The organism is Erwinia sp. MMLR14_017, assembly GCF_033657285.1.
Lineage (GTDB): Bacteria > Pseudomonadota > Gammaproteobacteria > Enterobacterales > Enterobacteriaceae > Erwinia.
This window is the reverse complement of the sequence record NZ_JAWVWP010000017.1, coordinates 20,730-42,634: the sequence shown is the minus strand read 5'-3', so window position 1 is coordinate 42,634 and position 21,905 is coordinate 20,730. Positions and strand designations below refer to the sequence as shown.

General features: G+C 52.8%; 20 protein-coding genes and 2 pseudogenes. 11 read left to right on the top strand and 11 right to left on the bottom strand.

Going from position 1 to position 21,905, the window contains the following annotated elements:
* The 4 genes from osmV to osmY form a co-directional block, all read right to left on the bottom strand.
* On the bottom strand, nucleotides 1-1,140 hold the full coding sequence (osmV, locus tag SD961_RS20675; RefSeq protein WP_318792202.1) for an osmoprotectant ABC transporter ATP-binding protein OsmV: 1,140 nt from the start codon (nucleotides 1,138-1,140) through the stop codon (nucleotides 1-3).
* Complete coding sequence (gene osmW, locus SD961_RS20670) at nucleotides 1,140-1,787, bottom strand: osmoprotectant ABC transporter permease OsmW (RefSeq protein WP_318792201.1); 648 nt, start codon at nucleotides 1,785-1,787, stop codon at nucleotides 1,140-1,142. Before osmW ends, osmV begins: the two co-directional genes overlap by 1 nt.
* 9 nt (nucleotides 1,788-1,796) lie before the next feature.
* Complete coding sequence (locus SD961_RS20665) at nucleotides 1,797-2,651, bottom strand: glycine betaine ABC transporter substrate-binding protein (protein WP_318792230.1); 855 nt, start codon at nucleotides 2,649-2,651, stop codon at nucleotides 1,797-1,799.
* Between the two features lie 88 nt (nucleotides 2,652-2,739).
* Nucleotides 2,740-3,456: an osmoprotectant ABC transporter permease OsmY gene (osmY, locus tag SD961_RS20660; RefSeq protein WP_318792200.1), complete on the bottom strand. Its 717-nt coding sequence runs from the start codon at nucleotides 3,454-3,456 to the stop codon at nucleotides 2,740-2,742.
* Between the two features lie 405 nt (nucleotides 3,457-3,861).
* Here osmY and SD961_RS20655 point away from each other — a divergent pair, with 405 nt between their 5' ends.
* Complete coding sequence (locus SD961_RS20655; RefSeq protein WP_318792199.1) at nucleotides 3,862-5,316, top strand: MDR family MFS transporter; 1,455 nt, start codon at nucleotides 3,862-3,864, stop codon at nucleotides 5,314-5,316.
* A gap of 48 nt (nucleotides 5,317-5,364) precedes the next feature.
* On the opposite strand, the gene SD961_RS20650 is transcribed toward SD961_RS20655, so the two are convergent.
* Complete coding sequence (locus SD961_RS20650) at nucleotides 5,365-5,658, bottom strand: DUF1161 domain-containing protein (RefSeq protein ID WP_318792198.1); 294 nt, start codon at nucleotides 5,656-5,658, stop codon at nucleotides 5,365-5,367.
* Nucleotides 5,659-5,720: 62 nt separating this feature from the next.
* A complete protein-coding gene (locus tag SD961_RS20645; protein ID WP_318792197.1) occupies nucleotides 5,721-6,068 on the bottom strand; it encodes a DUF1283 family protein in 348 nt (115 codons plus the stop codon).
* A 128-nt stretch (nucleotides 6,069-6,196) separates the two neighbouring features.
* Here SD961_RS20645 and SD961_RS20640 point away from each other — a divergent pair, with 128 nt between their 5' ends.
* A complete protein-coding gene (locus SD961_RS20640) occupies nucleotides 6,197-6,529 on the top strand; it encodes a YnfA family protein (RefSeq protein WP_318792196.1) in 333 nt (110 codons plus the stop codon).
* 502 nt (nucleotides 6,530-7,031) lie between these two features.
* Here SD961_RS20640 and ydfG read toward each other — a convergent pair.
* Nucleotides 7,032-7,778: a bifunctional NADP-dependent 3-hydroxy acid dehydrogenase/3-hydroxypropionate dehydrogenase YdfG gene (gene ydfG, locus SD961_RS20635; RefSeq protein WP_318792195.1), complete on the bottom strand. Its 747-nt coding sequence runs from the start codon at nucleotides 7,776-7,778 to the stop codon at nucleotides 7,032-7,034.
* Between the two features lie 406 nt (nucleotides 7,779-8,184).
* Here ydfG and guaD point away from each other — a divergent pair, with 406 nt between their 5' ends.
* The 4 genes from guaD to xdhC are packed head-to-tail and all read left to right on the top strand — an operon-like array spanning nucleotide 8,185 to nucleotide 14,083.
* Nucleotides 8,185-9,516: a guanine deaminase gene (guaD, locus tag SD961_RS20630; protein ID WP_318792194.1), complete on the top strand. Its 1,332-nt coding sequence runs from the start codon at nucleotides 8,185-8,187 to the stop codon at nucleotides 9,514-9,516.
* A complete protein-coding gene (xdhA, locus tag SD961_RS20625) occupies nucleotides 9,513-10,958 on the top strand; it encodes a xanthine dehydrogenase small subunit (RefSeq protein ID WP_318792193.1) in 1,446 nt (481 codons plus the stop codon). The genes guaD and xdhA overlap by 4 nt, the downstream gene beginning before the upstream one ends.
* A complete protein-coding gene (gene xdhB, locus SD961_RS20620; RefSeq protein ID WP_318792192.1) occupies nucleotides 10,948-13,317 on the top strand; it encodes a xanthine dehydrogenase molybdopterin binding subunit in 2,370 nt (789 codons plus the stop codon). Before xdhA ends, xdhB begins: the two co-directional genes overlap by 11 nt.
* Nucleotides 13,304-14,083 (top strand): xanthine dehydrogenase accessory protein XdhC, encoded by a 780-nt coding sequence (gene xdhC / locus SD961_RS20615; RefSeq protein ID WP_318792191.1) that lies wholly within the window; start codon nucleotides 13,304-13,306, stop codon nucleotides 14,081-14,083. Before xdhB ends, xdhC begins: the two co-directional genes overlap by 14 nt.
* Before the next feature lie 262 nt (nucleotides 14,084-14,345).
* On the opposite strand, the pseudogene SD961_RS20610 reads toward xdhC, so the two are convergent.
* Nucleotides 14,346-14,632: pseudogene (locus SD961_RS20610) on the bottom strand (IS630 family transposase); the annotation flags it as partial.
* A gap of 342 nt (nucleotides 14,633-14,974) precedes the next feature.
* Here SD961_RS20610 and SD961_RS20605 point away from each other — a divergent pair.
* A complete protein-coding gene (locus tag SD961_RS20605; protein WP_318792190.1) occupies nucleotides 14,975-15,343 on the top strand; it encodes a hypothetical protein in 369 nt (122 codons plus the stop codon).
* A gap of 6 nt (nucleotides 15,344-15,349) precedes the next feature.
* Nucleotides 15,350-15,580 carry a hypothetical protein gene (locus SD961_RS20600; protein WP_318792189.1) on the top strand — a complete coding sequence of 77 codons (231 nt, stop codon included), beginning with the start codon at nucleotides 15,350-15,352 and terminating at the stop codon, nucleotides 15,578-15,580.
* A gap of 179 nt (nucleotides 15,581-15,759) precedes the next feature.
* Here SD961_RS20600 and SD961_RS20595 read toward each other — a convergent pair.
* Nucleotides 15,760-15,964, bottom strand: a pseudogene (locus SD961_RS20595) (IS630 family transposase); the annotation flags it as partial.
* A gap of 116 nt (nucleotides 15,965-16,080) precedes the next feature.
* On the opposite strand from SD961_RS20595, the gene dcp reads away from it, so the two are divergent.
* Nucleotides 16,081-18,126 (top strand): peptidyl-dipeptidase Dcp, encoded by a 2,046-nt coding sequence (gene dcp / locus SD961_RS20590; protein ID WP_318792188.1) that lies wholly within the window; start codon nucleotides 16,081-16,083, stop codon nucleotides 18,124-18,126.
* Between the two features lie 116 nt (nucleotides 18,127-18,242).
* Here dcp and hpxO read toward each other — a convergent pair whose 3' ends face one another.
* Complete coding sequence (hpxO, locus tag SD961_RS20585) at nucleotides 18,243-19,400, bottom strand: FAD-dependent urate hydroxylase HpxO (protein WP_318792187.1); 1,158 nt, start codon at nucleotides 19,398-19,400, stop codon at nucleotides 18,243-18,245.
* Nucleotides 19,401-19,651: 251 nt separating this feature from the next.
* Here hpxO and SD961_RS20580 point away from each other — a divergent pair, with 251 nt between their 5' ends.
* On the top strand, nucleotides 19,652-20,287 hold the full coding sequence (locus tag SD961_RS20580) for a hypothetical protein (protein ID WP_318792186.1): 636 nt from the start codon (nucleotides 19,652-19,654) through the stop codon (nucleotides 20,285-20,287).
* A gap of 73 nt (nucleotides 20,288-20,360) precedes the next feature.
* Complete coding sequence (locus SD961_RS20575; RefSeq protein WP_318792185.1) at nucleotides 20,361-20,780, top strand: hypothetical protein; 420 nt, start codon at nucleotides 20,361-20,363, stop codon at nucleotides 20,778-20,780.
* 19 nt (nucleotides 20,781-20,799) lie between these two features.
* Here SD961_RS20575 and SD961_RS20570 read toward each other — a convergent pair whose 3' ends face one another.
* Entirely contained in the window at nucleotides 20,800-21,711 is a 912-nt protein-coding gene (locus SD961_RS20570) for a TIM barrel protein (RefSeq protein ID WP_318792184.1), read from the bottom strand.
* Nucleotides 21,712-21,905 lie beyond the last annotated feature (194 nt).

Sequence of the window (21,905 nt, the reverse complement as noted above, 5' to 3'; positions counted from 1 at the left end):
TCAGGCCAGATTCAGCACCCGACGGGTACGACCTGAACTCAGATAATCCGCAATATAATCCTGCGAAATCTCTCCGCTGTAACGGCCTTCCTCATCCACAATTGGCATCCAGACCAGGTTGTGCTCATAAAGTTTGGACAGCACAACGCGCAGGTTCTCTTCCGCACGTCCGGTTACGGTAAATTTATTCAGCATATCGGCACAATGACCAGAAGCGCCGCGCGCCTCGCGGCGTTTCACAAAGCCAAGCGGTTTGCCATCATCATCCACCACCGTAATGGAGCGCATATCATTATCGTCCATCATGCCGAACGCCTCAGCAAGCGGGGTGCTTTTCCTGACGGTGATGGTAGGTTGCTGGTCGGTTACGTCGCCCGCCTGAACCAACAGCAGTCGCTTCAGCGTACGATCCTGGCCGACGAAAGAGCCAACAAACTCATTAGCCGGTTTTGCCAGAAGCTCATCCGGGCTGGCGCACTGCACAATTTTACCCTGACCAAATACCGCAATGCGGTCACCCAGCTTCAGCGCTTCATCAATGTCGTGGCTGACCAGCATCACGGTCTTCTTCAGCTGACGTTGCATATCAAGGAATTCATTCTGGATAGCTTCGCGGTTGATCGGGTCGACCGCGCCAAAAGGTTCATCCATCAGCAAAACCGGTGGATCGGCGGCCAGGGCACGGATCACGCCGATACGCTGCTGTTGCCCGCCAGACATTTCACGGGGATAGCGATGCAGGAAGTTTTTGGGGTCCAGCGCAACCATACTCATCAGTTCACTGGCGCGATCGCGGCAGCGTTTCTTATCCCAGCCCAGCATCCGGGGCACCACGGTAATGTTCTCCTCAATGGTCATATTCGGGAACAGACCAATCTGCTGGATAACATAACCAATATTCCGGCGGAGGGTAACGGTGTCCAGTCCGCTGGTATCTTCACCGTTGATCAAAATTTTACCGCTGGTCGAGGGGATCAGACGGTTAATCATCTTAAGAGTGGTCGATTTACCGCAGCCGGAAGGGCCAAGCAGCACGCACATTTCGCCTTCCGGCACGTTAAGGCTGACATTATCCACGGCATTAAAAGTGGCGCCGTTTTTCTGGCTAAAGGTTTTGGTGAGGTTTTCCAGTTTTATCATTATCGAATCCCCTTTGGAGTCAGCGCCAGCTGCAGACGGTGCAGCAGCCAGTCGAGAATAATTGCCAGCAGGCAGATCATCAGAGCGCCTGCAATCAGCATACGGATGTCGCTGCCGCTGATACCATCCAGCAGCAGCAGGCCCAGTCCGCCGGCGCCAATAACGGCGGCAATCGCCATCACGCCTACGTTCATCACTACAGCGGTACGAATACCGCCAAAAATCACCGGCAGCGCCATCGGGATCTCAACCCAACGCAAACGCTGAGAAAAAGTCATACCAATACCGCGACCCGCTTCGCGAAGCCCCGGTGGGATATTCTCCAGAGCAGTATGGGTGTTGCGCACGATAGGGAGCAGAGAGTAGAGAAATACTGCGGTCACCGCTGGCAATACCCCAATTCCCTGGCCCACCAGCGAAAACAGCGGGATCATCAGGCCAAACAGCGCAATGGAAGGGATAGTAAGCACAATGGTTGCCAGGCCAAGAACCGGTGTAGCCAGCCATTTGTAGCGCACGATAACAATTCCCAGCGGCACGCCGATAACGATCGCCATTCCCACCGCCAGCCCTACGAGCCAGAGATGCTGGAAAGTTAAGGTAGCCAGATAGCTCCAGTTATCAATAATATAATGAAGGGTGTCCATATGGTCTCCTCAGATCAAACCTTTAGATTTCAGGAAATCACTCGCCACCTTTTGCGGAGACTGATGATCGATATCAACGCGCTTATTCATTTCGGTAATCGCATCGTCTGTGATCAGCGGTGACAGACTGTTAAGCGCTTCGGCCAGTCCGGGATGCGAATCCAGCGCGGCCTGGGTCACTACCGGCGTAACGGCATAGCTGGGGAAGAAACCTTTATCATCTTTCAGGATTTTCAGATCGAAGCCTTTTACGCGGCCATCGGTGGTATAGACCAGTCCGGCATCAACAAAACCATCCCGTACAGCGTTATAAACCAGTCCGGGGTCCATCTGCCGGATCTGCGGCCGATCCAGCGGCATGTTATAGGCTTTCTGTAACGGCTTCATGCCATCTGAACGTCCGGCAAACTCCAGATCCAGGCCCAGCATCCAGTTATTATCGGGGTCATTTTTGCGAATATCTTCAATTTTCGCCACCAGTTGCGACATTGTTTCAATGTGCTCTGCCTCAGCACGCTTACGCTGCATGGCGAAGGCGTAAGTATTGTTCATCGGCGCGGGATTCAGCCAGACCAGGCCCAGTTTGGCATCCAGTTTTTTAACCGTGTTATAGGCTTCTTCAGAAGACATCGGCTTATTAATATGGTTGAAAATAATCAGCGAGGTGCCGGTATATTCCCAGGTCATATCAATTTGTTTGTTGATCATGGCATTACGGCCAATGGTGGTCGCAATATTGGTTTTAGGCTCTATCTGAAACCCTTTTTTACGCAGGTACTGCGTGGTCAGGGCTGAAAGGATATGTTGCTCAGTAAAGCTTTTGGTTGCCATTCTGATCGGTTCAGCCGCTACGGTAGCGCTCATTGCCAGCGTGGCTCCCAGCGCCAGCGCGGTAGATCTGACCCAGCGGGTCATTGAGAAGGCCTTAGCCATGATTCACTCCTGATTATTCTTATACGGCCGTGTGAGGGCTTAAAATACGCCCCAGGCCAGCGAGCAGCATATCGAGGATCAGCGCAAACAACGCTGTCGCTGCGGCGCCAAGGATGAGCGTAGGGAAGTCATTAAGGTAAATTCCGGGGAAGATCAGCTCACCATAGCTGCTGGCGCCAATCAGAAACGCCAGCGGCGCGGTACCTACGTTAATGGCTGTCGCCACGCGAATGCCGGACAGCATAACCGGCCAGGCGTTAGGCAGTTCGACCTGGCGCAGGCGCTGGCCTTTAGTCATGCCGATGCCCTTAGCCGCTTCGGTCAGAGAAGCAGGCACCGAGCAGAGACCGGAGTAGGTGTTACGCACAATAGGCAGTAAAGAAGCCAGGAAAAGCGCGATGATGGCAGGGCGATCGCCAATGCCCAACACCACCATGGCCAGCGCCAGGACGGCAAGCGGCGGAAGAGTATTGCCGACGTTGAAGATCTGCATGACATATTCAGCCCATTTACGGGCGAAAGGACGGCTGAGGATAATCCCGCTGGGAATGCCTACCAACAGGGCTAAGAGCATCGACCAGAATACCAGCAGCATGTGTTGCTGGCCGAGATAAAGCAGATCGACCTGACGGGCTTTAATGGTTTCTAACCCAAGGCCGTAAACCAGCAGACCAATAACTACAGCGATAAAGAGCATGGCGAGTAGAGCCCGCCGAAGCAGAGTATGATGTTGCATGGATCCCATTCTCCCTGAAAATCCCAAAGGGATAGAGCTAAGTAACAATCTGGCAGTCTCACTGCACAAAAGCAGCGCATGGCCAGAAAACGTCTAACTTGTTCAACACGGTACGACACCTGAAAAAGTGTGACGTTTAACGCTTTTTGTTGATAAAGGGTCTGAAAGCGCCTTCAACCTATAGCAGTCTTCATCGGGTAATGCCAAGTTTAAGGCTTAAAATCAGAGGGATAGTTTTAGTGAGCAGGGCGCTTAATCCCTTACCGGTACTGGCCTGAGTTCAATGAAAATATTTTATCGATTGAAAAGTGACACTGTCACAATGAATCTTGCACAAAAAGCACTTTTCGGAAATTATTGCCCCCATTCCAGGCCAGAATAAAGGAAGCTTATTCAAGGAGACTTATGTCTGATACAGCCCAATCCCAGGTGACGCATCGCCACTGGATCCTGGTTGCCGCTATGCTGGCGATGTTTATGGCGGCCATTGAGGTGACCATTGTTGCTACAGCAATGCCTACCATTATTGCTGAACTCGGTGGGTTTTCGCAGTTTGGCTGGGTTTTTTCCATCTATTTACTGACGCAGGCGGTAAGCGTCCCTGTCTATGGCCGGCTGGCGGACTTATGGGGTAGAAAACGGGTCTTTTTCATCGGCACCTCGCTGTTCCTGTCAGGCTCTGTGCTTTGCGGTTTTGCCACTAACATGGCCTGGCTGATCCTCTTCAGGGCGTTCCAGGGACTGGGCGCAGGGGCGATCATGCCGCTGACTTCAACCATTATTGCTGACGTCTATCCTCCTAAAGAGCGCGCCAGCATTCAGGGTTGGCTTTCCAGCGTGTGGGGCATTGCTGCTATAACCGGCCCGTTGACGGGGGCGTGGATTGTGCAGCACTTCAACTGGGCGCTGATTTTTTGGGTTAACGTGCCCATTGGGATTGTTTCGATGCTGATGCTGGCCCGCTGGTTCCCTGAATCCCATAGTGAGAAAGGGCAAAAGTTAAACCTTGCGGGTAGCGCCTGGCTGATGCTGACCGTCAGCGCGCTGCTGACCGCTTTATTACAGGCGGAATCACTGGGTTACTGGGCTTTAGCGCTGATTGCGGTAGCTTTAGTGGCGGGAATGGCGTTGTTGCGCCATGAACGAGGGACTGATGAGCCGCTCTTTCCAATGGCTATCTGGCGCAGCCGCACGCTGGTGGCGGGCAACGCCGGTAATCTGGCGATCGGCGCTGCCATGATGGGGATCAGCGCCTTTTTACCTACCTGGATACAGGGCGTAAATGGCGGAACACCGCTCCAGGCGGGCAGCGCGTTAGCAATGATGTCCATCGGCTGGCCGCTTGCCAGTACCCTGAGCGGGCGGCTGATGCAAAAAACATCCTACCGTTTTACTGCTCAAACAGGTTCTGTGCTGTTGATACTGGGGACCTCATTACTGTTAACCTTGCACAGCAGCAGTTCAGTACTGCATGCCGCGATCTCCGCTTTTGTCATTGGCACCGGCATGGGTATGACAAGTACCACTTTCCTGATTGCAGTGCAAAATACAGCAGAGTTTTCAATCCGGGGTATTTGTACCGCATCCATTATGTTCAGCCGTATGCTCGGCTCAGCGCTGGGTACCGCAGTCATGGGGGCAGTGCTGAATTATAATCTGATGGTTCGCCTGCCGGGCCATAACGATCCGGTACAGCAGATTATGTCCCAGCCGCAGCGGGATGCGCTCGGTCAGGGCGTGCTGCACTCTATGGTGAATGAGGTTGCTTATTCACTGCACTGGGTGTTTGTGGTATCGGTAGGAATTGCCGTGGCCAGTCTGCTGATTGCGCGCTGGGTTCCCGCAACAAAGCCCCATTAGAAGGAACAGGCGAGAGAAGTCTGGGGGCGAGAACCGCCCCCATGTTTATCAGGAAGCAGGAGCATCCTGAGAGGTTCCGGTGCTGGCAGGGACAGATTCGCTTTCTGCACCGTTGCGCTTATAAACGATTTTTTGCGTGTCGTTCGCGCAGTGTCCCACCACCTGGCCGCCCGCCTGATCGACCTGATCGTTTGGCACAACATCTAACGTAAAATCACTGGCGCCAACGCCGTTATTAATGATTTTCTGATTAATGTCCGCTTTAACCGTCTCGCAGGAGGCCTGTACGGCCAGCGGCGCGGCGATCATCACTGCGGCTAACATCCACGAATACTGTTTCATCCTGTCATCCCTCTGTTTACCGGAGCTGTTTGCTTCGGGCTAACTATAGCAGTTCTTATTGATTATGGCGCAACCGGACGCCCGTTACGGCGGTCAAGGCAGCGGAGGGTGTTTGGTTCCCAGTAAGCATTAACGTTAAGGCTCTGGTCGCAAGCGTCACGGGTATCAATAGCGCGGTCTGCTTTATCAAAATTCTTTTCAACGCGCGTGTTTACTTTACTGCGTAGCCGATGGGTTTCATCCCACTGCTCTTTCTCCTGACGCGCCTGCTCGTTACTCAGTGCGTTATCGCCATCCTGAATAATTAAACGATCTGTTTTGGCCTGAGCACTCTGCTGTATGCTGAACAGGGCGCCCAAAAGCACCAGCGGCAGAGCAGCCTTGCTCAGATTTTTTTGCCATTGTTTCATCGACATTTCCTGATTTCCTCTGTTTTCGCTATTCTTGAAGGCTCATACATCCAGTAGTGAGTATATCATCTGCCGGAAAAGTGTAACCCGTGAGCCGCCCCTTCGTTTATCTTTCTGAGAGAAAGTTCATGCTGTTTTTCAAGACCACATGCCTGTTTTTCCTCACGGCCATCGCCGAGATTGTCGGCTGTTTTTTGCCCTGGTTATGGCTTAAAAAGGGGGGCAGCATAGCGCTGTTAGTGCCTGCAGCAGCCAGTCTGGCACTGTTTGTCTGGCTGCTTACATTGCATCCGGCAGCCAGCGGCAGAGTCTACGCCGCCTATGGCGGTGTTTATGTCGTAACGGCATTAATCTGGCTGCGGTTTGTGGATGGCGTGAAGCTCACGCATTACGACTGGCTGGGTGCTGCCGTCGCTTTTTGCGGCATGCTGATCATTGTTGCCGGATGGGGAAGGGCTTAGCGCTAAAACGAATAAAAAGGAATAAAAAAGGTAAAAGGGATAAGAACGGTAAGTTGCCTGAAAGTTGGGTAGCCTGGTCAGGGAGAGCGGGCTGAACACAAAAACGCCGTGAACCCATCCCTGGGGCTGCGAAGCGGCGTCCATGCCGCTTAGCTTTTGCTTATCAGCCCGCTCTCCCTTCCCCCAAACATTGGTGTTGCCTGTTATAGAAAATCAAAACCAACTTCCAAATCCATATCCATATCCATATCCAGTATCAAATCTGGTTTTGACCTGTGTGAACGTCAAACTCATCAACAACACCGAATTCATTGGGTGGCACCCCGGTGTGCATTAGCCGAGTGTATGCCGCAGGGATGCGGCAGCCAAGTCTCCACGGATGGATTCACGACGTCCCGGATAATGTGCTCCGTGGTGACGCCTTTCCACCGCACCCGGTTTAGTCATGAATAACATGCTCCGTAACAATGCCTTGCTACCAGCCAGGTTTTTTTCTTTCACCTTATGCCTTATGCACCTTCAGGCCTGCCAGCGTCTGGCCCACCGGCATCATCTCCAGCGTGTTGATGTTGACATGCCCAGGCAACGTCGCCACCCAATAAACGGCTTCAGTTACATCTTCTGGCGTTAATGGCTCGGTACCGTCATAAACGCTTCCTGCTTTGGCATCATCACCTTTAAAACGCACATTAGAAAACTCCGTTCCGCCTACCAGGCCCGGTTCAATATCCGTAACGCGCAGGGCGGTACCGTGCAGGTCGGTACGCAGATTCAGGCTGAACTGCCGGACAAAGGCTTTGGTCGCGCCATAGACGTTTCCACCAGCGTAAGGCCAGCTGCCCGCTATCGACCCGATATTGATAATATGACCAATATTTCTTTCCACCATGCCCGGCAGCACCGCGCGGGTCATATATACCAGACCTTTATTATTGGTGTCGATCATCAGCTCCCAGTCATCCAGATTGGCCTTGTGCGCCGGCTCGATGCCAAGCGCCAGCCCGGCATTGTTCACCAGGACATCAATGTTGCGCCATTCAGCAGGCAGACTTGCCAGCGCTTCTTCAATTCCCGCACGATTGCGCACATCCAGTTGCAGAGGATAGAGCGCATCGCCTAACTCCTCTTTTAAAACCTGAAGTCGCTCCTGACGACGGCCAGTGGCCACCACTTTATGCCCATGGGCAATGAACCGACGGGTGATGCTTTCTCCAAAGCCAGCGGTGGCGCCGGTAACAAATACAATCATCTTACTGTTCCTCAACACATTTCAGGGTTACGTCACCATACCACTTCGAACCCAGGCTGGTAAGGATGAAAAAGTTATGAATTATTGACCTGTTTAAAGCGCACGCGGATGGTGCAGGTCAGCATTAAAACGCCTTAATTCAGTGCAGAGGTTTGCCGCGTGGCCGCTCTTTATCCTTAACAAAAGAGTTATTTGCCGAATGCAACCGTTTGCTAACACAGGCAACCGGTTGCGCATACGTTTCCATGCCGCCGCGCTCACAAAACAGGCCATTAATAAGTTAACTTACTGATAATTAACTATAATAATAGTCATAGTGAACTGGCATAACAATTGCTACCTACAATAAAGCTCTTTACCTGCACTTAACACCAGAGAGAGTAAAACTCTCTCCACAGGAATCGCTATGTCAGTTACCTATACGCAGGCACTTCGTGGCAGTTTTTTTGATATTACTGCGGTCGTGGATACTCCTCAGCAGTTACCCGATCATGCCCGTTATATTGAAGATGGTTTATTGTTGCTCAATGGCGGAGAGATCGTCTCTCTGCAGAGCTGGGAGGAGGGAAGAGGCCTGCTGGCTGAAGGGGCCGCAGTACAGGACTATCGCGGTAAGCTCATCGTTCCGGGCTTTGTCGATACGCATATCCACTATCCGCAAACGGAGATGATTGGCGCCTATGGCGAGCAGCTGCTGGAATGGCTCCAGCAATATACCTTCCCGGTGGAAAGTCAGTATCACTGCCCGCAGCATTCGGCAAAAATGTCCGCGTTCTTTCTCCATCAGCTGCTGAGCAACGGCACCACCACCGCGCTGGTGTTCGGCACCGTTCATCCTGAGTCCGTTGATGCCCTGTTCCACGCCGCCGATCGACTTGGCATGCGCCTGATCGCCGGAAAAGTGATGATGGATCGCAATGCGCCGGACTATCTCACGGAAACGCCTGAACAGAGCTATCAGCAAACGCGTAAACTGATCCAACGCTGGCATAATCATGGCCGGCTCAGCTATGCGTTAACGCCGCGCTTTGCGCCAACTTCCTCACCCGAGCTGCTTGCCAGAGTTCGTCAACTTAAAGAGGAGTTCCCGGATACCTGGGTACATACCCATCTCAGCGAAAACCCACAGGAGGTGGAGTGGGTTAAATCGTTGTTCCCGGAACATAAGGGCTATCTGGACGTTTATCATCACTACCAGCTTACCGGCCGCCGCAGCGTATTTGCGCACTGTATTCATCTTGAGGAAGAGGAGTGGGACTGCCTGCATCACACCGATTCTGCCATCGCTTTTTGTCCTACCTCTAACCTGTTTCTGGGCAGTGGGCTGTTTAACCTGAAAACCTGCTGGGACAAAGGGGTGAAAATGGGGATCGGCACCGACGTGGGCGCTGGCACCACCTTTAATATGCTGCAAACGCTGGGCGAGGCTTACAAAATCGGCCAGCTACAGCGCTACAGGCTGGCGGCCTGTGAAGCGTTTTACCACGCCACGCTTGGCGGCGCTAAAGCACTGGATTTGGCAGACCGCATCGGCAATTTTGTTGCGGGAAAAGAGGCAGATTTTGTGGTGCTGGATCCGGCTGTTTCGGCTCTGCAGCAGATGCGCTACGCGAACAGTCGGGATATCTGGGAAAAGCTGTTTATCCTGATGACGCTGGGCGACGACCGAAACATCGCCGCCACCTGGGTTAATGGCGAATGCGTCTGGCAATCACACAGCGAGGAAAAAGCAGCATGATCCAATTCTTACTTAATCAGACGCTGGTGACAGAACACGCGCTGGACCCTAATCTCACCGTCCTGAATTATCTGCGCCAGAATCAACGGCGTTCCGGCACCAAAGAGGGGTGTGCCTCTGGCGACTGCGGAGCCTGCACGGTCACGCTGGGGCGCGTTGAAAAAGGGGAGATGGTCTATGAAACGGCTAACAGCTGTCTGACGTTTGTCAGCAGCCTGCAGGGCAAACAGCTGATCACCGTGGAAGATCTCAGACAGGGCGACAAGCTACATTTGGTCCAGCAGGCGATGGTGGAGTGCCACGGTTCGCAATGCGGATTCTGTACGCCTGGCTTTGTTATGTCGCTTTTTACGCTACAAAAAAACAGCAGCGGCTGGCAACACAAAGAGGCTGAGCAGGCGCTGGCCGGAAACCTTTGCCGCTGTACCGGCTATCGTCCCATTGTGGATGCCGCCCGCAAAGCTTGTGAAAATCGGGAAGAGGACAGCTTCCGGCTGCAGGCGGCACTGACCGTTAAACGTCTTACGGCGCTAAAAAATGGCGATCTACAGACGCTGACGCTCAACGGCAAAGCCTGCTTTATCCCTAAAACGGTCGGACAATTATCCCTGCTGCTGAAGGATAATCCCGAGGCGAAATTGCTTGCCGGGGGGACCGATCTGGCGCTACAGGTCACGCAGCAATATAAATCGCTGCCGCTGTTGATCGCGCTGGAGCAGATTGACGAACTCAAAGTCTGCCAGATTAATCAGCATGAAATTGTGCTCGGTGCGGGTGCTTCACTGCATCACTGTTATCAGCTGCTGGCGGAGGAGATCCCCGCTTTTGCCGCCATACTGGAAAGATTTGCTTCCTTACAAATTCGTCATCAGGGCACGCTGGGTGGGAACATCGCTAATGGCTCACCCATCGGCGACACGCCACCGATGCTGTTGGCGCTGAATGCGACGCTGGAACTGCAACAGGGGGAGACACTCCGTCGCCTGCCGTTGGAAAAGTTTTTTCTGGCTTACCGGAAAACGGCGCTCAGGAAAGGCGAATTTATTCGCAACATTATCATTCCAAAGGTGACAACGTCACAAACATTTCAGGCATGGAAAATCTCTAAACGACGGGAAGATGATATCTCCGCCGTGTTTGCCGCTTTTATGATTGAAACAGACGAAAAGGGTCTGATTACCCAGGCGCGTATCGCCTTTGGCGGCATGGCCGAAACATCCAAACGCGCCACACAGTGCGAACAGCAGCTTGTGGGTAAACCTCTTACGGCAGCTAGCGTTGAGCAGGCCTGCGTAGCGCTCGCTGAAGACTTTACGCCGCTGAGCGATTTTCGGGCCAGTGCAGATTACCGCCTGCAAATCGCTAAAAATCTGCTGCGCCGCTATCATGCATCCTGCTCTGGCGAACTTAAGCTCCTGGAGGTATCACGCTATGTCTCATAATCGACCTGTTGTGGCTGAAGAGGTGATTGCAAGCCAGTACCGCGAAGGAATTCAGAGCGGCGTGGGTAAAAGCAACAAGCATGAAAGTGCGGAAAAACATGTCTCTGGCGAGGCTCTCTACATCGATGACAAGCTGGAATTGCCCGGGATGCTGCACCTCTGTCCGAGGCTGAGTGAACATGCCCATGCCCGCATCCTCTCTCTGAACCTGGAGCCTTGTTACGCCATACCGGGCGTGGTGCAGGTGCTGACCTGGCAGCAGGTTCCCGGCGAGCTGGATATCGGGCCTCTGGAGCCAGGCGACCCGCTGATGGCTAAAGATCTGGTGGAGTATGCAGGCCAGGTGATCCTGGTGGTGGCGGCAGAAACGCCAGAAACTGCCCGACTGGCAGCGGAAGCCGCCATCATCGAATATGAAATCCTCACGCCAGTGCTGGACGTAAAGGAGGCACTGGAAAAGCAGCATTTTGTGCAGCAACCTCACGTGCATCAGCGCGGCGATGCCCAGGCCGCGCTCGACCGCGCTGTGCATCGCGTGCAGGGCGAATTCCATATTGGCGGGCAGGAACATTTTTACCTGGAAACGCAGATAGCGATGGTTATTCCCGGTGAAGATCGCTCTTTACAGGTATTCTCCTCCACGCAAAATCCTACGGAAGTCCAGAAGCTGGTGGCATCGGTGATGGGCGTGACCATGAACAAAGTCACTATTGATATGCGCCGGATGGGGGGCGGATTTGGCGGCAAAGAGACACAGGCGGCGGGTGTAGCCTGTCTTTGTGCCGTAGCCGCCAGACTCACTAATCGACCGGCAAAAATGCGCCTGGCGCGGCGGGATGACATGCGCATGACCGGTAAACGACATCCATTTTATGTGCGCTATGACGCAGGCGTGGATCAGGAGGGACGGTTCTGCGGCGTAAAAATCGATCTGGCGGGCAATTGTGGCTATTCGCTGGATCTCTCAGGCTCCATTATAGATCGCGCCATGTTCCACGCAGACAACGCCTATTATCTGGGCGATGCGCTGATCACCGGCTATCGCTGCCGTACAAATATGGCGTCCAACACGGCCTATCGCGGTTTCGGCGGACCGCAGGGAATGGTCGCCATTGAGCAGATTATGGATCATATTGCCCGCGAACTGCATCTCGATCCGCTGGAAGTGCGTAAGCGTAATTACTACGGCAAACACGAGCGTAACATTACCCATTACCATCAGCAGGTGGAAGACAACCTGCTGGATGAAATGACAGAAACGCTGGAGGTCAGTTCCTCTTATCAGGCACGTCGTGAAGAGATTACCGCATTCAATGCTGGCAGCCCCTACCTGAAGCGGGGATTAGCGCTGACGCCGGTAAAATTTGGCATCTCCTTTACCTCAAGTTTCCTGAATCAGGCGGGTGCGCTGATCCTGATTTATACCGACGGCACGGTGCAGCTTAACCACGGCGGGACGGAGATGGGACAGGGGCTGAACACCAAAGTTGCGCAGATTGTCGCTGAAGTGCTGCAAATCGATGTCGATCAGATCCAAATCACCGCCACCGATACCGGCAAAGTACCTAACACATCGCCCACCGCGGCTTCAAGCGGTACTGACCTCAACGGAAAGGCGGCACAGAATGCGGCGGAAATTCTGCGCGATCGTCTTACTGAGATGTTGTGCAAGATCTGTAAGTGCTCTCGCGATGAGGTGAACTTCAGTAACGGCATTGTCCGGGTCAAAGAGCAGCACTTTACCTTCCCGGACGTGGCGCAGATGGCATGGCTGAATCAGGTGCCGCTTTCCGCTACGGGCTACTACAAGGTGCCGGGCATCCATTACGATCGCCAGGCGGGGCGCGGTACGCCTTTCTACTATTTTGCTTTTGGCGCCGCCTGTGTGGAAGTCATCATTGATACCTTAACGGGCGAATATCGCCTGCTTCGCGCTGATATTCTGCATGATGTGGGAGCCTCGCTGAACCCGGCAATTGATATTGGCCAAGTGGAAGGGGGATTTGTACAGGGCGTGGGCTGGCTCACCTGCGAAGAGCTGGTGTGGAACGATCAGGGGCGTCTGATGACCGACGGCCCTGCCAGCTACAAAATTCCGGCAATTGGCGATGTGCCTGCCGATATGCGGGTCACGCTGGTAGAGAACCGTAAAAACCCTAAGGATACGGTATTTCACTCTAAGGCCGTTGGGGAACCGCCCTTTATGCTGGGGATTGCCGCATGGTGCGCCCTGCAGGATGCCGTCTCCAGCGTCAGCGACTATCAGCAGCATCCCCGGCTGGATGCGCCCGCCACGCCAGAGAGAGTCTTCTGGGGAGCAGAAAGATTGAGTAAGGGTAATGTGAATGCGAACGGATGACTGGATAGCGGTGCTGGCAAAATTACGTGAGAAGCGTGAACCTTGCGTTCTGCTGACCGTGCTGGAGGAAAAAGGCTCCGTGCCGCGCGATCGCGGCAGCAAAATGGTGGTCACTGCTGATAAAACCTATCTGACTATCGGCGGCGGACATCTGGAGTTTCACGCCATCGGCATCGCCAGGAAAATGCTGACGGAGCACCATTCTCAACCATTAAGCGAACAGTTCAACCTGGGCGCAAGGCTGGGGCAATGCTGTGGCGGAATAACCACCGTATTTTTTGAACCGCTGATCCAGCCTCAACCGCAGATTGCAGTATTTGGTGCCGGGCATGTTGGTCAGGCACTGGTTAATCTGCTGTCAACGTTACCCTGTCACGTATTTTGGGTGGATGAGCGGCGCGAACAGTTCACCCATGTGCCGGAAAACGTCACCGTATGCTGCCTGGAAGATCCTGTCGATCAGGTCAATCTGATGCCACCGGAGAGCTACTTCGTGGTGATGACCCACCATCATCCGCGTGATTTTGAGCTGTGCGAAGCCATACTCAAGCGGGATGATTTTCACTATTTCGGCATGATCGGCTCAGCAACCAAGCGTCAGCGCTTTGACTATCGTCTGGAGGGCAAAGGTTTCAGCCGCCAGCAGCTGGACCGCCTGCGTTGCCCTATTGGGCTGGCAGACGTCACCGGCAAACTGCCGGCAGAGATTGCCGTAGCGGTAGCGGGTGAAATCATTGCGACTTATCAGCGGGCTGCTCAGCGCTGAGCAATAAGGGACATGCTGAAGATATTTCAGCCTGAATGCCCGGGGGGAATTGCCACGGTTCTGGTGCAAATCTCAAAAAAACAGGTGATAAAGGAATGTCCTGCCTTGAACTAATAAATTCTTCAGTAGAAGAGACAATCTACGAGGAAAGGATTGGAAAAATGAAGTGAGGAGATGAAAAGTATCTTTTCTGAAATTACTGCCTGTAAGTGACGCCCTTCAGAACAGGTTTAACCCCTGTTTTAGGTCTGACTTCATCATTTACAAGTTCACGTAACAGCGTGCAGATATGTTCAAATGGCCATGGTCGCCTGCGGCCTGCGGGTAAAGAACAGAGACCTTCGCCACCCGACTACGTAAACCAGTTAATCCATCGCCCAGAGATGAACGGGCACAACAGAGCGTTCTGGTAACTGCGCTGACGCATTTCCCCCGATGTAACATCAGCATCGTAGTCACTCTGCGGGTGTGGTTTTTGTTACGCGTTTTATGGATAGCTTTCTGCATCAGGCGTCGTTCGTCACGGGGAATGGTTGCTATGATTGGCATTGCTCTGGCCGGTTAATGATTTGTTTTGATTTGGCAATTGCTCAGATCGCACCATCCGGGCTGAATACCCATAAAGTGATCAACTATTCCACGCAGCTATTTAGATTATCCGTGCCGATGCAGAGCTTGACGGTGAGAGACTTAAGCAAACAGTCAATGAAATAAAGTTGCTACGAAATTATTTCTTCTATGTAAAAATTATCTTTTTTTGTGAAAAATAAGTATATAACAGGATTTTTTTAATTAAAAATAAATTAAACCCTTGTTTGTAATGAAATTTATTTGCCTTCAGTTTCTGGATCTCATAATTGACACCATGAGTTTAGTGGTGTAGAAAACTTATTGAATCCACCGATTCAAACTAAAATCCACTATCTGATTGAAAAGGAATGCATTGTGAAATATTTAAAGATAAAGGAATTAGATCAAGTTTCAGGTGCTGGTGCTAATTCAGCTACAGAACAAGTAGGTGCTAACAGAAGCAGTGGCCGAAATAATGGGGCGTCTGGGAATGGTGGGGCCTATTCGGGTGTATCAAACGACTGCTTAGCTGACATGGCGTGGGGCTTCGCTGCAGGAGCGGCTACTGGCAGTTTAATAGGTGGTGCACTTGGCATGGCAGCTAACGCCCGCAAGAGTTGTACTTCTGATAATGGGACTGGTGATAACAACAGAGGCGGGAGTGTTTCACCTGGTCAATGCACTTGGTAAATTGCTGTGAATTTTAAAAAGTTTATATATAAATGCGGAGAATTGCTTGCGGTATTATTGGGGATAATGATTTCTTCATCAATTTTAGCAAGCGTAGGATTAAAAAAATATGGATTCTTCGATGTTCAATCAGAGTTAGCTAAATGGTTGATTGTTGGTATAACGACCGTTGGAACGGTAGTTTTGATGCTGGCTTTATATCGCAAGACAGGTCAGTTTTTAAATAAAAAGCATTAGTTATTACCGTGTAAGGCTCACTTTGGTGGGCCTTGTTTATTTCCTTCGGTCAGCGGTGACAGGGAGCGGAGATGTGAGAGATGCCCGATAAAAATCCTGATGCATGGGCTGGGGTAATCGAGTGGCTTTACTCACACAGTAACGAATTAACCTGTGCAGGTGTGTCCGGGTTGATACCGCTACACTTTTGCCAGACCATGTTTACCATTCCGGGAATGGGCTGACGGTTTCCATAAAATGGTGAACCTTTCTCAGCAACGGCCCCATTGAACGGCACTGATGGTTACGCGTTAATGTATCGTGAAGTGCCTGCAATAGTCGATCAACGTGGTTCACCCACGGCAAGTAAACCAGTGATATATTCGGGTTTGCTTTCAGCCAACGCTGCGAAAAAGTTTGAGCATTTCAGAACTGTTCAAGGGAGTTCTGCAGGCTGATTGAGTTGGCTTGCGTGGCCGATCGGCCTATGCTGAAGATCTACCGTGACCAGGAGAATACCGATGCCAGCCAATCCCTTCAGTCAGCCAAGTACTTTGCCTTATCAGGCTCCGCCGTTCGACAAAATAACGGATGAGCATTACCGTCCGGCACTGATCGAAGCGATAGCGCAAAAGCGCAGGGAAGTGCAGGCCATTGCTGAAGATTCAGCAGAACCCAGCTTTGCGAATACTTTTGAGGCGCTGGAAAAATGCGGCAGTATGCTTCGTCGTGTGGAAAACGTGTTTGGTGCGATGACTTCCGCTAATACGAATCCCACGCTACAGGCGCTGGACGAAGAGATGTCGCCACTGCTTGCCGCGCTGGATGATGATATTCATCTTAACAGCGCACTTTTCCATCGGCTGAATGCTCTCTATGAGAAGCGCAACACCGCAGGCCTTTCGCCGGAAGCCTTAAGGCTCACCGAGGTGATATGGCAGCGGTTTCAACTGGCGGGGGCCAGTCTTGCAGAAGAGGCGAAAACAGAGCTTAAGGCTCTGAATCAGCAGGCGGCCACGCTGAGTACGCAGTTTACCAATCGTTTGCTGGCGGGTACCAAAGCGGGCGGCCTCAACGTTACCGATCCTGCATTGCTGGCAGGCCTCACCGACGCCGAACTGACCGTCGCTGCCCAGGCTGCCGCTGAACGGGGTCTGGAAGGGCAATGGCTACTGGCGTTGCAAAATACCACGCAGCAGCCGGTTTTGCAGGATCTCAGCAACCGCAAGACGCGGGAAACGCTTTTCAGCCATGCATGGCAACGGTGCGAGAAAGAGGATCTCAACGATACCCGCGCGCTGGTTACTCAGCTTGCCACAATTCGCGCGCAGCAGGCGAAGTTAATGGGCTTCAGCAGTTTTGCTGAGTGGAAGCTTCAGGATCAGATGGCAAAAACGCCGCATGCCGCGCTGGCGTTTATGCGTGCTATCGTGCCTGCCGCTACGGCGCGCGCCAGCAGAGAAGCAGCTGATATTCAAAAGGTTATCGACCAGCAGCAGGGTGGTTTCAAGCTTGAGGCCTGGGACTGGTTGTTTTATGCCGAACAGGTTCGCCGTGAGAAGTACGATCTTGATGAGAGCCAGATCAAACCCTATTTTGAACTTACTAACGTGCTGGAAAACGGCGTCTTCTATGCCGCCACGCAGCTGTTTGGCATTACCTTTGCCCGGCGTGAGGATCTTCCCGTCTGGCATCCGGATGTTTCCGTGTATGAAATCATCGACAGCAGCGGCCTGCCGATGGCGCTGTTCTATACCGACTACTTTAAACGAGACAATAAAGGCGGCGGTGCCTGGATGAGTAACTTTGTTGATCAGTCTAAGTTGCTGGGGACGCATCCGGTTATCTACAACGTCTGTAACTACACTAAACCGGCAGAAGGCAAACCAGCCCTGATCTCCTGGGATGACGTGATCACGCTGTTCCATGAATTTGGTCATACGCTGCACGGGCTGTTTGCTGAACAGTGTTATCCCTCTCTTTCAGGCACCAGTACGCCACGGGATTTTGTCGAATTTCCTTCGCAACTGAATGAACACTGGGCCAGTAACGAACAGGTGTTTCGCCATTATGCGCGGCACTATGCCACCGGCGAGCCGATGCCTCAGGCTCTGCGGGATAAAATCGTTAAAGCCAGCAAGTTTAATAAAGGTTACGACATGACCGAACTGCTGGCCGCAGCGTTGCTGGATCAGCACTGGCATACGCTTTCCGCGGAGGCAGAAAAACAGGATGTGGCGCAGTTTGAAAAAGCCGCGCTCGAAGCTGACAACATTCTGTTGCCGCAGGTGCCGCCGCGCTACCGTTCCAGCTATTTCCAGCACATCTGGGGAGGAGGCTATGCGGCGGGCTATTACGCCTATATCTGGACGCAAATGCTGGCTGATGACGGCTTCGAATGGTTTAACGAGCAGGGTGGACTGAACCGCAAGAATGGTCAGCTTTTCCGGGAAAAGATCCTTTCACGGGGAAACAGTGAGGATCTGAAGCAGCTTTACGCCAGCTGGCGGGGGCGCGATCCGGTTATTGAACCGATGCTGATTAACCGTGGCCTGAAAGAACAGTAAAAACAGGCTCTGGCGCAGGTAGAGAATGATGCTGCGCCAGATATGATTTCCGGATAGCGGAGGCCACCAGGCTTATCAGTCAAAGGGAAACGGGGCGGGTAAACCGCCCCGGTTAATCAGGCCAGCGGGCCGCCCTGAATGGTGTCGCACATGCCTTTAATAATGCGTTCACCGGTTTCTGTTTTCAGATCTTCATACCACTGCCGGGTGACGTCCCTCTCTTTACCGTGCGTCACATCGCAGCGCTTACGCGCCTTCAGTACCAGATCTTTCACCCGGTCAGCACGCTTGTGCTGATAGCGCAGCAGCGCATCTTCAATTCCCAAAGAGTTGGTCTGCAACAGGGTAGCGAGCACCACCGCATCCTCCATCGCAGCGCAACCGCCCTGGCCAATATCGGGCGTCGTGCTGTGTGCGGCATCGCCCAGCAAAGCCACGCGCCCTTTAACCAGTTCCGGGAAGGGATCGATATCATGGATCTCCACACGGTTAGTGGTGGCGGGATTAATCTGTGCAATCAGCTTCTGTACGGGCGCTGCCCAGCCGCTGAAATAGCGGGTTAAATCTTCACGCAGGCTGCTGCGGTCTTCTGCCAGTCCGGCAGGTAACGGCACATCAAAGAAGAAATAGAAGCGGTTATTCGCGACCGGCATCAGCGACACGCGTTTGCCTTCGCCAACAAACGTCGTCCACTGCTGCGCGGGTGCAATGCTCTCATCGATCTCTACCAGGCCGTTCCAGTTCACATAACCGGCATAGCGGCGCTCTACCGTCCGGCCCAGCACATATTTTCGTACTACAGAATGTGTACCGTCACAGGCGATAAGCAGGTCACCCTGGGCTTCACTGCCCCCTTCAAAGCGTGCCGTTACGCCGTTTTCATGCTGTTCAACTTCAGCGACGCGTTTGCCAAAGTGGACTTTTTCACGGCCATAGGTCTCCAGCAGCATTGCCTGTAATTCTGCCCGAGCTACCGGATAAGGACGCTCGCCGGAATCCTGCACCAGCGGATCAAGGCTGAACTGGGTCAGCCTGTCACCCGTTTTAAAGTCGTTATAGGCCATGGCGTGCATCGGCCCACCCAGCTTGCGCAGCGGCTCTTTCATACCCAGAAAGTTCAGGCATTTCACGCCATTCGGCCAGATTGAGATCGCAGCGCCCACGGGCCTGATCTCTTTAACGGCTTCAAAAACCTCCGTCTCAATCCCCACACGTTGCAGTGCAATGGCAGTACACATGCCGCCGATACCCGCGCCAATCACTATTGCTTTCATCTGTTTCTCCTTTCATCCATAAGGATTATTAAGCAATTTTTGTACCAGTTTCTTATGACGAGGGAGAGCGCATAATGCAGGCATTTTCGGGGGCGTGAAACAATGGTTTCATCAATTTCCTGCATTACAGTGATGCATTGCACCATAAAGGTGAGCCACCAGTGAAACGACTGCAATTTAGCATCATCGCAGGTTGGCAAACTCCGGCTTATTTGTCACAGTAGCGGGATACCCCCTGAAAGGACGCCGCTATGGCCACCGTTGCCTGCCTTCATGCTGCAAGAAGTAATATCGCTGTTTTTGAAGAGGCGCTTCGGGCGCTGGATTATGCTGATATCCAACTGCTGCACCGGGTGGAGAGCGAGCTGCTCGATCGCGCAGCGGAAGCCAATGAGGTTACGCCAGAGATCGCTGACGCCACGCGGGTAGCCATTGCCGAGCTGTGTGAGTATGCCGATGTGGTAATAGTGACCTGCACAACGCTGGGTATGGCCGCCTGGGATGCGAAGCAGTTCAGCAAACCTGTGCTGCGCGTGGATACCACGCTGGCAAAAGCGGCGTCACGATACCAGGGTTCCATTCTGGTACTCTGCACCGCACACAGTACGCTGGAAAGTACTACGCATCTGTTCCAGGCCTTTATCCCTGGTGACCGGCTGGCCGTAGAGCTGATACCCCGAGCCTGGGCGTCGTTTAACAGTGGAGATATCGAAGGTTATCATCGTGAAATTGCGCACTATGTTCAGCAACGGCCAGAGTGTTCGCTGGGCTGCATTGTACTGGCACAATCCTCCATGGCGGGTGCGGAAAGCTATATCAACAGTACGCTCGCAGTCCTGACAGGCCCTCAGGTCTCCCTTCAGGCGGCTATTGAAACGTTATTCTGATGCGCTGCATAACGCTGATTTCAGGAAATCCCTCTGCTATGATTGCGCTCTTTTTTATCCCAGAGGATAACCGGTGAGCAGTAAACAAGATAAACGTGCAAAACGCGCCAAAGTAAAAGCAAAACAGGCCAACAACTCCCGCGCGCGCGGCAAGCAGCTGGATGCGGTAGGGCGTCAGAGTTATGTTGCCACGCCAGAGATGCTGGCGCTGTTTGATACGCTGCCGCCGCTGGATGAAAACGGCGAGATGCCGTTTGTGGCGGAGATCTACCGCTGGTCAGACAGAGAGTATGGTTTTGAGGGGACTGACCGTGAAAACGACATGCTCCAGGTCGCCGCCTTATGCGTGCTCTATATTCACTGGCGCACCAGCGGTGGCTCAACCAGATTAGTGCAAAATGAGATGATCGAAGCGGCTATCCGCCTGACCGAAAAGAACGAGCTGTTTAAAGCGCAGTATGAAGCTGCCGAAGCGGCGGCTCAGGCAGAGTAAAACCCCGCCTTCAGGCCGATCAGAAACCGATGTTCCGTAAGTAGTGCAGGCTGGCAGTCACGTCTTTCAGACTGCCGGCAACGTCACGGGGATCGCGTTCCTGCTCAATGGTTATCCAGCCCTGCCAGTTCAGTTCCGCAAGCAGTGCCCGCACGGCTGGATAGTCTATGTCGCCAGTGCCAAGAGGGCACATCACCCCCGCCGCACATGCTTTAAAGAAATCCTGTTGCTGAGCGATGGCCGCCTTATAGACGGCTCTGTTTACATCTTTAAAATGCAGATAATCAAGGCGAACGGCATATTTTCTCAGCCAGCTAACCGGATCCAGCCCGGCATAATAGAGGTGTCCGGTATCGAGACACAACCCGGCCTCGCTGGCCGGGATATCTGCCGCGATACGATCAATCTCATCGCCGAACTCAATAAACCCTCCAGCGTGAGGATGGATTACCGGGCGCACGCCATATTCGCGGGCGATAGCGCTCAAGGCACGGATATGAGAGACCATTCGCTGCCACTCCGCCTCGGGCAGACGTTTGGCCCTTGCAGACTGGCCTGCACACCTTGCCCGCTCTGCATCGCCAAAGTCGATAATTACCAGGTAGGGCGGGGGAAGCTCGCTTTGCGCGTTACTGACCGGTACCTTCTGCAGGTTTGCACAAATATTATGCGCCAGTTCGCGCATATTTTCGAAATTTGCTTCTGAAACAAGATCGTCAAAAATCGTTCCGGCAATCAGCGACAAATTATGGTTTGCGAGCGCCTGTTTAAGCGCAGCCGGATCGGTAGGGAGATAGCCCCAGGGACCCAGCTCGATGCCTGGATAGCCAGCTTGCTGCGCTTCGCTAAGCACCTTTTGCCACGGCGGTAAAAAAGGGTTTTTCGGGTCATCTACCCCCCAACTGCATGGCGCGTTAGCGATTGAATACATTGGATTTCCTTACTGTTTATGTTTATCACCAGTACAGCCTGACAAAGAAAGAAATTAGATGCCGGTGGTGCTGTTCAAAAAGCGCAGACGATGAAACGAGCCTATTTTAAAGGAAATTAATATTCCACTTAAAGATTAAGTGGAATATTAATTCTTTGAGCCGTGTCATAATTCGCGGGTTGCCGAGAATGCCT